Source organism: Caulobacter sp. GW822-FHT07D08, from assembly GCF_058798735.1.
Window position 1 is genome coordinate 15710 of the sequence record NZ_JBXAKU010000007.1, and the last position, 10740, is coordinate 26449.

Below are 10740 nucleotides of genomic sequence, written 5' to 3' on the forward strand. Positions count from 1 at the left end.
ATCGAGTCGCTGGGGGCCGACGAACACTAGTCCGTCACCGCAAAGGGCGAACACCATGACCCAGCGTATCGATCTCTTTGCGCCATGCGTGCCGCCCACAAAGCTGCACCCCAATTTCGCGGTATTGCTGAGGTCGGACCATCACGCCTTGGTGCGCGAGATGATCAGCGACGCCTTCGCGCGGATGGGCGACCCGAACGGGCACTTTGTCTCGCAATTTCAGGGCTATGGCTTCCATGCCCGCCTATTCGAGATTGCGTGCTTTCTTTATCTGGAAGCGGCCGGCCTAGCGCCAAGCCGACCGTTTGACGCTCCAGACTTCATGGCTTCCAAGGCAGGTCTGGAGATCGCCGTGGAAGCGATGACCGCCAATCCCACTGACGGGAACGAAGCCGACATCAGCATCTTGCGCATGGAGGACGGATCTCCCGCAGATATGCAGGAGCGCAGCAGCGTCCTCTTCCCGCGCCGAATGCGCGCGGCCCTGATCAAAAAGGCGAGACACGGCTATGACGCCCTGACGCATATGGCGGGAAAACCGCTTGTGCTGATGACTCAGCCGGCTTTCGAGGCAGGGTCCAGCCTCTACGTGGCGGACGCGCTCGTCCCAATGCTATTTGGCGACACGAAAGGGTCTGCGGGTTTCTTCGCCCGCCCAGACGCTGCCGCGATCAGTGCGATCGCCTATTGCAATGGCTTTGCGGTATCCAAGTTCTGGCGACTGTCTTCGGCGTCGCTGTTTGGAACAGCGATCTTTGCGAAGCGCTTGGGCACGTGCCTCCTGCCCGAGGAAGGCGATCACCCGCAGCCGAGGGAATACGAGTTCGACGTGAGCGATCCCGGCGCGCCGGAGGAAACCTGGTGGCAGGGCGTCACCCTGTTTTTGAATCCGAATGCGACTGTACCGCTGCCTGCGGATTTCCTGCCCGCGACATGTGTCATCGCCCGCGAAGACGGCGTGCTGACGATGGAGATCGATGGGTTCCATCCGATGACGTCCCTCATGCGCGCCGTTGTGCCTGGCCAGAAGGACGCCGGAGAGAATGGTCGCAATAGCCCGCCAGATACCGCTGCCCCCGCGCGCCCTTAAGCTTGATCCCTCGTTTGTCTAGGCTGGCGACATGACCTCGGATTCGCCCGCTACCCACAAACGCACCTCGCCCTGTCCGTGGAGAGATCGACTCCTGCATTGGAAGGATCGCACGACTTGGCATCCGACGCTGACGCAGTGGCTCCAGCCGCACTTTGTCGACGGCGGCTATGCAACTTTGTCGGCCCTCCCAGAACAGGATCTTTGCTGGGACGATACCGATTGGTTGGACGAGATCCTCGCGCCCTATCTCAAAGAGGATCTTGAGGTAGTGCTCGACCAGCTGAGCACCGTGATCAACCGAGCAGTGCTTCGCGCCTTCCACGGCTGCCGCGTCGCTGACGCCGGGGTATTTCATCGCGAGGGAATCCGCTTGAACGACCCCGCCGTGCTCGAAGACGAGGCCCGCCGCATCGTCGCCGAGACAGCGGAGCTCGCCTGGATGCAGAAGTCGCTGGAGAGCCGCCTTGCGGCCTTCGATGCCCGAGAGCGCGATACCGACCAACTCTTCCTCTGCGCCGACGACCAAGTGCAACTCGACCACATCGGCCACTACATGCTGTACGGCAGCGAGTGGATGACGTGTGCGCTTGGTCCTTCCGCCTTCGACACACTCCGAAGACGCGGCATTCCGACCATGATCGAGGTCGATCTGCCGGTCTCTTGGATATCGCCTGGCCTGAGGGACGAACTGGCCGAAAAGCTGCTTCAGGAGTGGGTTCGTGTTGTGGTCAACGCGCCAACCTTCATTCCGAAGATCGACTTCGGCATCGACCTGCGTGTACCCGTGCCGGCCGAGATGATCGTCGCTCACTACCACCCGGCCATCTTGAAGGATCCCTACAACGGCAACGCGCCGTGTCGCACCGAAGTTCGGACTTGCCCCAGCTGCGCCTAGACGCCGATGGCTACCGAAGTCGCAAGATCGACCGGCGCGCCGGTCGATCTTGCGAGGGTTCTTTAGGCGAGCATGGCGTTGAGGCGCGCGTAGGCGGGCGCATCGGTCGGCGAACCACGACGCTTGTGCTCGGCCCTGACAGCTTCCTCTGGCCTATCGACGCCTTCGTTGAAGTACTGCAGAACCGCATCGGCCAGGATGGGCAAGCCGCGCACACCGTGATCCTCCAGGAAGGCCTCTGAGAGCGACCTTGCACCTCGGTGGAGCCAGTTGGGCTCACCGGACAAATCGAAGAAGTAGGTCTGCCCTTTGCGCGGACCGATCCATAGCCACGGCCCCAGACGCTCGACCCTATCGCCACCCACGCGCCAGAGTGGATAATAGTCACGGCTGAACAGAACCTTGGAGCCGTCTTCTAGCGTCCAGTAACCGTAGGGCCGCCAATAGCGCGATGGGATGAAGTCGGCGGGCCGAACCTTGGGGCGAACGACCTCGAAGGTTGCGCAGGTGAGGATACTGTCCTCGAGCAGCACCTTGGCGCCACGTTCACCGTGGCTCAGGACGTAGCCGTATTCCCGAGGCCGCCCCGACGCTTTGATGCGAACGAGGTCACCTCGCCCCCTGGGCTTGGCCGCCAGCAAAGGGCCGCGCCGCCAAGCCGAAAGCCGCAGCATCATGTGATCTTCACGTGACCAGTTTCGGTCGCCAGTGAGCCGCGCCGCAGATAGCGCGTATTGCGCGTCACTATCGGGAATATCGAGGTAGCTGGCGAGAGCGCCGATCTGGTGATCTGCGCGCGCAAGGAACTCGGGATCGGATAGATCCTGGTCCAAGATGCTCGGCGATCGATCCGGTGGACTCTGCTCGAACGCGAACCAGTCTTGGTAGCCGAGGGCCCTGGCCAGGCCCTCCTGCACGGCAGACAGCTTGACGTCCGGAAGCGCCTTGGCAATGCGCTGCGCAGCCTTCTTCGCACGCTCGCGATTCTGGAAAACGAATGTCATGACAAACCCAATCTCGGTGCTGTTTCATGACGCGTCCACTACGCCCGCCAGCACCTCAGAAAGGGTGAGAGGGTCATTCTAGTCGTCGGCCCCTGCCCGGAAGGCTTCGCCACTGTGGACGGCATGGCGGGGTACGCCATGCCTTATCCTTAACAGCAAACGACGCCGAAGGCCACCCTTGCCTCGCACTAGCGCCGACGTCGCGGCCTTAGGGTCGGCCCGACGACGATCTGCAGAATGGAAGTCCTCGTTAGTCCTCCCGAGGCTTGCGTCCCCTCACAAACGCCCGGTCGCTGGCCATGAACTGATCCAGCATCGGCACGACCAGCCGCACGGGCTCAGCGACCTTGCCGCCGGTCTGGGTGGCGTGCGCCTGAGCGTAAGCCACCAGGTTGCGATAGGTCGCCGGCGGCACATCTAGGGTCATCTTGACCGGTGCCTCGTCCTCAAGGGGGCGCAACTTCAGCTTGCTCATCGGCCTGCTCCCGAGCTGTAAGGCTCCAGCACGAGATCCCTGGTCAGCAGGACGCGCAGAGGCGCACCGGGCCGGATGGTCAGGGTGGGTGCGCGATCGAGACTGCGACCAACAACCTGGCGGCCAACGTCGGTTACCGCATCCGCGCTTCCTCTTCGGACAGCACGGGCAAGGTCGGACTCGTCGCTGGACGATCCGCTTTCAGCGCCGATCGCCAGCAAGGTGCTCAAAGCCGCCGCCGCCAGGATCCGCCCGCCGTGGCGATCGACGCCGTCTTGAAGGCCGGCCATGCCTTGCGCATCGGCGGCCGGGAGCTTGTCCAGCACGATCGAGCGTCCCGACGGCAGGATCAGGCGCGTCCAGCCCACCCGCAGGCGGCTCTGTCCTGCCTTGACCTCGGCCTCGTACTCGCCGACCAGACGCGCGCCCGCCGGGATCAGCAGATAGCCGCCGCCGAGGCTGTCATAGACATCCTGGGTGACCTGCGCGATCGCGGCGCCAGGCGCGTCGGATCGAAGCCCGGTGACCAAGGCCGCGGGGATCACCGCGCCAGCCTGCAGCACATAGGCAGAGGCCGGAGCCTGAAGACGTTCGGGACTGGTCGTGCGCGGATCCTGGGGCGGCTGGGCCGTCCCATCGGACGACGCTGTCGCCTGGCCGGGTCCCCGCTCGGCGCGCTCGCTTACGAAGAGCGCGCTCTGACCTGCCGCACGGCGGACCGCCGCCCTGGCCTCCCGCTCTGGATCAACTGGCGGCGGGGTAGCGGGCGGCACTGACGAGGCCGAGACGACCGAGCTTTGCCCTGCCCCCTCCACGGTTCCGGCGCGCTGGGCCGCTAGGATCGGACGGCCGAGGTCTCCCGGCAGTGGCGGTCCCAAGGCCGGGACCCCGGCGGGACCGATATAGCCCTTGGGCAAGGCGGTTACCCGCTCCGAAGGCGTTGCGATCGCCGGTGTATCGGCCGCAGGCGGCGCTGCGCGCCGATGTTGGAGCATCGACCAGCTCACCGCGCCGAACAGGCCAATCGAAACGATCGCGGTGGTGATGATCAGGGCCCGGCGTGAGATGCGGGCCACCGGGACGGGCGTTGCGCGCAGGCGGAGGGTCTTGGCGATGGCCTCTTCGGCCTCGGAGCGCTCGTTGCTCATCGCAAGCCCTCCGTCGCACCAGCCTGCCGAACGATGCGCACGCGAAGGGCTTGTCGTTTGATCCCGAGCCTCAACTCCACGCGGTCGAACAGTCGATCCAGGACGATGCGCCGCCCCTCGATGCGATAGTTGACCAGTTCGCTGGTCTTGCCGTCGCCGCCGACCCGATAGAGCGGCGGCAGGTCGTCCAGCGCGACGCCGGGCCCGAACTCGACATAGGCGCGCTGGCCATCGTCGAAGACCGCGATAGGCCGCCAGACCGGGTGATCGCCCTCGATGCGGTAGCTCCGGTTCACGCGCGAGAGGTCGAGCGCCGGCCGCGCGGGCGGCGCCGCGATCAAGACCGGCTCCGCCGCCGGATAGCGCCACGAGACCTCGGCCTGCCACGTCCGTGCAGAGCCGCGAAGCTCCAGATGGTAGGTGCGTCGGTCGGTGTTGATCAGCAGGTTGGTGGCCAGGCCCGTCGCGGTCGGCTTGATCAGCACATGGACACGACGCTCAGACCCGACCCCGCTGGTCGTGTCGCCGATCACCCAGCGCGCGGTGTCGCCCGCCGCGATCGCATTCGATCCGACCAAGGCCTCGCCCGGTTCCAGGACGATGTCGGTGATGCGGCCTGGCGTGGCGATCACCGGATAGACGAGGCCTTCCCGCCAGGCGAACCGGGTCATGCCCGCCGGCGCGGCCAGGCGCGCGTCGCTCTCGACGGGCTCGGCCCACGCGGGGGAAGACAGGAGAACGCAGGCCCAGCCCGCGATTGGCGCCAGGCGGGTCATGCCCCGAACTCCTTGGACCAGGACAGGGCAGTGACGAAGACGCCCAGCGGATTGGCGCGAAGGCCTTCGGCGGTGCGCGGCGGCTTGATGGTGATGGTCAGGATCGCGGTCCAACGGTCGGTGGCGACCAGTTGGCCGTCGGCGAAGCGCTGCTCGGTCCAGGCCAGGCGAAAACTGTCAGGCGAGGCGCGAACCACGCTGGTCACGGTGACCGTCGTCTGCGTCTTGCCAACCTGGCTGAACGGGTCTGCGCGCCGCGCGTGATCGGAGAGCGCCGCGGCCCCTTCGGTCGACGTGAAGTCGTAGGCGCGAAGCCAAGCCTGGCGCATCAGGACCGGATCGGTCGAGACGGTGCGCACGTCGGTGACGAAGCGCGCCAAGGTCCAGGCGATCATCGCATCGGTCGGACGCGCGCCCTGCACGGCGGGCGCGACGACGCGCGGCTCGCCCAGCTTGTCGATCTGGACGACCCAGGGCGTGACGCCGCCCCGAAGCGACAGCGTGACAAGGCCAGCCGACAAGCCGCCGCTCAGCGCCAGCAACCCGAGCGCCATCAGGCGCCAGTTGAACGCCTGGACACGGGCCGCGCCGAGCCGTTGATCCCACGCCTGGCCGGCGCGCTGATAGGCCGTCTCCGGCGTCGGTGTCGCGCCATAGCGGGCCGGTCCCTTGAGGGGGCTCATGTTCTATCCTCCGAAAGGCTGGGCGCCGCGCCGGCGCTGTGGTCGTCGCCGCTGCCGGCGGCGTGGACGGCCATGGCCGCGCCATGGGTCATGGTCTGGCGATGCTCGAGATCCCGAGCCCAGGCGGGTTGCTCGGAGCCGTCGTCGGGTTGGCCGGGCGAACTCGGCGGGGCTTGGCGCGCGCCGCCGCCCTGGCCGCCAGAGCCACCGCCAGCACTGCCGCCATTGGGGCCGCCGGTGGGCGATGACGAGGCGGCGTCCGTTGAGGCAGCGCCTGCGCCGCCGCCCCCAGGCGGTGAATTGGGAGACCCGCCCCCCGAGGGCGCGGAGCCGGTCGGGGGCGGTCGCCCGCCGCTCGCGGCTGCCGCCGCCGCGCCGGCTCCAGAGCTTGCGACACCGCTGGCGGCCATCTGGGCGGCGGCCGCGCCGGCCATGGCCATGCCGCCAACGACTAGGCCGGTTCCGACAGCCGCGCCGGCGCCAAGTTGCGGCGCGCCCGACACCAGGCCCGAGGCGACGCCCGGTCCGAAGATCGACAGGCCCAGCAGGGTCAAGGCCGCCAGGGCCATGGCCAGGACCTCTTCCAGGGTCGGCTGGCCGCCGGCGGCGTTCGTGAACTCCGAAAAGAGCGAGGAGCCGATGCCGACGACGATGGCCAGCACCATGACCTTGACGCCGCTGGCGATGACGTTGCCGAGCACCTTTTCGGCGAGGAAGGCGGTGCGTCCGAAGAGGCCGAAGGGAACGAGAACGAAGCCGGCCAGGGTGACGAGCTTGAACTCGATCAGCACCACGAAGATCTGCACGGCGATGATGAAGAAGGCGACGATCACGAAGAGCGCCACCAGAAGCAGGACGACGATCTGGACGATGTTTTCGAAGAAGCCCGGAAAGCCGCCCAGCTCGGCGGCCGCCTCCAGGAGCGGCTTGCAGGACGAGACGCCCAGCGCCGCTAGCCGCCCTGGCCGTAGGAAGTCTTCGGCCGAAATCCCGGCGCCAGAGGCTTTCAGGCCAAGGCCCGAGAAGCTCTTGAGCACCACCAGGGAGAGGGTCTGGAAGTTGCCGATCAAGAAGGCGAAGAACCCGACATAGAGGGTCTTCTTGATCAGTCGGGCCAGCACGTCCTCGTTCGAGGCCCAGGCCCAGAACAGCGCCGCCAAGGTGACGTCGATGGCCACCAGGGTGGTCGACAGAAACGCGACCTCGCCGCCCAGCAGCCCAAAGCCAGAGTCGAGGTAGCGGTTGAAGGTGTCGAAGAAGCGATCGATGACGCCGACGTCGCTCATGACGCGGCCCCGCCGAAGGAGCGCTTGCGGGCCAAGGCCCACGCGGCCGCGCAGGCCGCGTCTTGACCGCCCGCCTCGCCGAGCCGCCGGCATCGCGCCAGCTCCGGGTCACGTGGCGACACGCTCGCTTGCGTGATCGATGAAGGCTGGGACGCCCCGCCCGCCAAGACAGCGGCGCCCAGTAGGATGATGAGTGCTGTCCCCCAAACGAGGGCTTTGGTCACGGCGTGCCTGCGCTCCCCATGAACTTGGAGAAGCGGGCCTTGGCGTCGGCCCGGGCGGCGGCACGATCGGCGGCTTCAAGGGCCTGGGCTCGTCCTTGGGCGGCGCTGAGCGCGATCAGGTCCGTCAGTTGCTGGGCTTGCAGCGCCAGGAGCTGATTTCCGGCCTGGGCTGCCTGCAGCCCACCGACCGCGCCCTGGCTCTGGCCCACCAGCGCCGCCAGCTGGTCGCGGCTGGCCCCGATCCCTCCGACCACGCCCGCCTGGACCTTCAGGGCGTCCTGGAACCCGGCGACCGCCGCGCCCCAGCGAGCATCGGCGCGCTGCGTCAGGGCCGCATCCGTCGCCGACAGGTCGACCGCGCCATACTGCGTGCGGAAGGCCTCTCGGATCTGGGCGACGTCGTAGGCCAGGCCCTGGGCCTCAGCTAAAAGACCACGGGTGCGGTCGACCTGAGCCTGCAGCGCCGCCAGGGACGAGTACGGCAGGCTGGCCAGGCTCTTGGCTTGCCCGATCAGCATCTGCGCCTCGTTCTGCAGCGAGCTGATCTGGTTGTTGATGGTCTGCAGAGCGCGGGCGGCCTGCAGAACGTTCTGGGCGTAGTTCGTCGGGTCGAAGACCGTGAACTGGGCCCAGGCCATGGAAGGGACGGCCGGTGTGGCGGCGAGCAGGCTCGCGACCACGACGCCCGTCAGGCGGCGACGCGTGACGTTCATGACGATGTCTCCGGAGAGGCGGACGCCGGGGCGGACGACCCGCCCGGCAGGAGGGTGGCGGCCCAGGACAGGCGCTTGGCGCGCAGCCAAGCGGCGGCGAAGCCGCGCTTGCCGTGGCTCTTGAGCGTCTTTCCGATCGCGGCTTGGTCGGCCTTCGACGAGGCCGCGCAGAACGCCAGGGCCACGGGGCCAAGGCCCAGATCGAACAGGCGGTCGCCGACCCGCGATTGCAGGTAGTAGTCGCGGGCCGGCGTGGCGCGGGCCAGGATCTCGATCTGCCGCGCGTTGAGCCCAAAGCGCGCATAGGCCGCGGCCCCTTGCGGCTCCAGGGCGCGTGGATTGGGCAGGAAGATCCGGGTCGGGCAGCTTTCGATGATCGCCGCGGCGATGGCGCTGGCGGTTACGTCGGCCAGCGACTGGGTGGCGAACACGACCGACGCGTTCTTCTTGCGCAGGGTCTTGAGCCATTCGCGCAGCTGGGCGCCGAACGCGGGGTCATCGAGCGCCAGCCAGCCCTCGTCGATCAGGATCAACGTCGGCCGACCATCGAGGCGACGCCCGATGCGATGGAAGAGATAGGCCAGCACCGCCGGGGCTGCGGCGATGCGCGCGAGGCCCTCGGTCTCGAAGACCTGGACATCGCCCTCCCCCAACCGCTCTCCCGCCCCGTCCAGAAGCCGGCCATGGGGACCGCCCAGAATGAACGGCGCCAGGGCCGCCTTCAGCGGCGGACTGGCCAGTAGCGCAACCAGGCCCGTCAGGGTGCGCTCAGGGACCGGCGCTCCGGCCAAACTTCCCAGCGCCGCCCAGAGGTGCTCGCGGACGGCCGGGGTGATGATCACGCCCTCGCGGGCCAGGATCGCCGCCAACCACTCGGCGGCCCACGCACGCTCCTCGGGCTGATCGATCATCGCCAGCGGCTGCAGGGTCGGCGTCTTGCCGCCCTCGCCCGACAGATCATGGAAGTCCCCGCCCATGCCCAGCACGGCAGCGCGACTGGACGCGCCGAAATCGAAGGCGAAGACCTGGGCGCCGGGATAGCGGCGGAACGACAGAGCCAGCATCGCCAGGAGGACGCTCTTGCCAGCGCCCGTGGGCCCCACCACCAGGGTGTGACCCACATCGTCGACATGCAGACTGAGCCGGAATGGCGTCGAGCCCGCCGTGCGGGCGATCAGCAGCGGCGGTCCGTCGAGGTGGCGGTTGCGGTCCGGTCCGGCCCAGACCGCCGACAGCGGGGCCAGGTGGGCCAGGTTCAGCGTCGAAAGGGGCGGCTGACGCACATTGGCGTAGACATGACCGGGTAGTGTGCCGAGCCAGGCTTCGACAGCGTTGACGCTCTCGCGGATAACCGTGAGCTCTCGGCCCTGGACGACCTTCTCGACGAGGGCGAGCTTGGCGTCGGCGCGAGCGGGGTCCTCATCCCACACCACGATGCTGGCGGTGACATAGGCGTAGCCGACAGCGTCGCCGCCGAGATCTTGAAGCGCGAGGTCAGCTTCGCTGGCCTTGTTGGCCGCATCATTGTCGACGAGCGCCGACGGCTCCTGGGTCAGCGCCTCGCGCAGGAGGACTAGGACCGACTTGCGCTTGGCGAACCACTGCCGGCGGATCTTGGTCAGCAGGCCTGTAGCGGCGGTCTTGTCCAGGCATAGCGCCCGCGTCGACCAGCGATAGGCGAAGGCCAGCCGGTTGAGGTCGTCGAGAAGACCTGGCGTGGTGGCGGGCGGAAACCCGACAACGGTCAGGACCCGCAGGTGCGCCGCGCCCAGGCGCGGCTCGAGACCGCCGGCCAGGCCTTGCGTGGCCAGAAGGGTATCCAGGTAGATCGGCGTGTCGGGGACGGCCACGCGCTGACGCATCGTGGAGACCGCGCCGTGCAGGACGCTCAGCGTCGCGGCGTCGTCCAGCCAGGCCAGGCTGGGCATCAGGCCGTCGAGCAGCGCCAGGAAGCGGTCGGTGCGGTCGACGAACGCGGCCAGCTCGGCGCGCCAGTCGATGTCGGCGCTGTTGCGGCCCTCGACGAAGAGCCTTTCAATCCGGCCGCGCTGCTCGGCCGGCGGCAGATAACTGAGGGTCAGGAAATAGCGGCTCTCGAAGTGGTCGCCGCTCTCCAGGAAATCGGCCCGCCGCTCCTCTTCGACCAAGGCCGAGACCGGATCGGGGAAGGCGCTTGTCGGATAGGCCGCCGACGGATCACGCCGCGCTTCGACGAAAATCGCCCAGCCCGACCCCAGCCGCCGCAGCGCGCCGTTGAGCCTCGCGGCGACGGCGGCGACCTCCGCGTCCGTCGAGCTATCGAGGTCAGGTCCCCGAAACTCGGCAGTGCGTTGGAAACCGCCATCCTTGTTGAGCACCACGCCGGGCGCGACCAGGGCCACCCACGGCAGGTAGTCGGCCAAAAGCGCCGGCCGCTGGCGGTATTCGCGAAGGTCGAGCACGC

The 10740-nt window shown here is 67.8% G+C and carries 11 protein-coding genes; 2 read left to right on the forward strand and 9 right to left on the reverse strand.

Going from position 1 to position 10740, the window contains the following annotated elements; translation table 11 throughout:
• Positions 1–55: 55 nt before the first annotated feature.
• Complete coding sequence (locus tag AC1RJ9_RS14430) at positions 56–1090, forward strand: hypothetical protein (protein WP_492839393.1); 1035 nt, start codon at positions 56–58, stop codon at positions 1088–1090.
• Positions 1091–1121: 31 nt separating this feature from the next.
• On the forward strand, positions 1122–1988 hold the full coding sequence (locus AC1RJ9_RS14435) for a hypothetical protein (RefSeq protein WP_127846982.1): 867 nt from the start codon (positions 1122–1124) through the stop codon (positions 1986–1988).
• A gap of 62 nt (positions 1989–2050) precedes the next feature.
• On the opposite strand, the gene AC1RJ9_RS14440 is transcribed toward AC1RJ9_RS14435, so the two are convergent.
• The 9 genes from AC1RJ9_RS14440 to trbE form a co-directional block, all read right to left on the reverse strand.
• A complete protein-coding gene (locus AC1RJ9_RS14440) occupies positions 2051–2992 on the reverse strand; it encodes a hypothetical protein (RefSeq protein WP_062093616.1) in 942 nt (313 codons plus the stop codon).
• Positions 2993–3242: 250 nt separating this feature from the next.
• Positions 3243–3467, reverse strand: a complete 225-nt coding sequence (locus AC1RJ9_RS14445) for a DUF2274 domain-containing protein (protein WP_062093615.1) — start codon at positions 3465–3467, stop codon at positions 3243–3245.
• On the reverse strand, positions 3464–4615 hold the full coding sequence (locus AC1RJ9_RS14450) for a TraB/TrbI/VirB10 family type IV secretion system protein (RefSeq protein ID WP_062093614.1): 1152 nt from the start codon (positions 4613–4615) through the stop codon (positions 3464–3466). The genes AC1RJ9_RS14445 and AC1RJ9_RS14450 overlap by 4 nt, the downstream gene beginning before the upstream one ends.
• Complete coding sequence (gene trbG, locus AC1RJ9_RS14455; protein ID WP_062093613.1) at positions 4612–5391, reverse strand: P-type conjugative transfer protein TrbG; 780 nt, start codon at positions 5389–5391, stop codon at positions 4612–4614. Before trbG ends, AC1RJ9_RS14450 begins: the two co-directional genes overlap by 4 nt.
• Positions 5388–6074 (reverse strand): conjugal transfer protein TrbF, encoded by a 687-nt coding sequence (gene trbF / locus AC1RJ9_RS14460; RefSeq protein WP_062093612.1) that lies wholly within the window; start codon positions 6072–6074, stop codon positions 5388–5390. Before trbF ends, trbG begins: the two co-directional genes overlap by 4 nt.
• Positions 6071–7360, reverse strand: a complete 1290-nt coding sequence (trbL, locus tag AC1RJ9_RS14465; RefSeq protein ID WP_062093611.1) for a P-type conjugative transfer protein TrbL — start codon at positions 7358–7360, stop codon at positions 6071–6073. Before trbL ends, trbF begins: the two co-directional genes overlap by 4 nt.
• Positions 7357–7584, reverse strand: a complete 228-nt coding sequence (gene trbK-alt / locus AC1RJ9_RS14470) for a putative entry exclusion protein TrbK-alt (protein WP_082749312.1) — start codon at positions 7582–7584, stop codon at positions 7357–7359. Before trbK-alt ends, trbL begins: the two co-directional genes overlap by 4 nt.
• Entirely contained in the window at positions 7581–8297 is a 717-nt protein-coding gene (gene trbJ / locus AC1RJ9_RS14475) for a P-type conjugative transfer protein TrbJ (protein WP_066683924.1), read from the reverse strand. Before trbJ ends, trbK-alt begins: the two co-directional genes overlap by 4 nt.
• Positions 8294–10738, reverse strand: coding sequence for a conjugal transfer protein TrbE (gene trbE, locus AC1RJ9_RS14480; RefSeq protein ID WP_062093609.1), 2445 nt, complete (start codon positions 10736–10738; stop codon positions 8294–8296). The genes trbJ and trbE overlap by 4 nt, the downstream gene beginning before the upstream one ends.
• Positions 10739–10740: the final 2 nt, after the last annotated feature.

Excerpts from the sequence above, each read along its gene's own strand:
- AC1RJ9_RS14430 (WP_492839393.1), top strand. The coding sequence starts at position 56 with ATGACCCAGCGTATCGATCTCTTTGCGCCATGCGTGCCGCCCACAAAG.
- AC1RJ9_RS14435 (WP_127846982.1), top strand. The coding sequence starts at position 1,122 with ATGACCTCGGATTCGCCCGCTACCCACAAACGCACCTCGCCCTGTCCG.
- AC1RJ9_RS14440 (WP_062093616.1), bottom strand. The coding sequence starts at position 2,992 with ATGACATTCGTTTTCCAGAATCGCGAGCGTGCGAAGAAGGCTGCGCAG.
- AC1RJ9_RS14445 (WP_062093615.1), bottom strand. The coding sequence starts at position 3,467 with ATGAGCAAGCTGAAGTTGCGCCCCCTTGAGGACGAGGCACCGGTCAAG.
- AC1RJ9_RS14450 (WP_062093614.1), bottom strand. The coding sequence starts at position 4,615 with ATGAGCAACGAGCGCTCCGAGGCCGAAGAGGCCATCGCCAAGACCCTC.
- trbG (WP_062093613.1), bottom strand. The coding sequence starts at position 5,391 with ATGACCCGCCTGGCGCCAATCGCGGGCTGGGCCTGCGTTCTCCTGTCT.
- trbF (WP_062093612.1), bottom strand. The coding sequence starts at position 6,074 with ATGAGCCCCCTCAAGGGACCGGCCCGCTATGGCGCGACACCGACGCCG.
- trbL (WP_062093611.1), bottom strand. The coding sequence starts at position 7,360 with ATGAGCGACGTCGGCGTCATCGATCGCTTCTTCGACACCTTCAACCGC.
- trbJ (WP_066683924.1), bottom strand. The coding sequence starts at position 8,297 with ATGAACGTCACGCGTCGCCGCCTGACGGGCGTCGTGGTCGCGAGCCTG.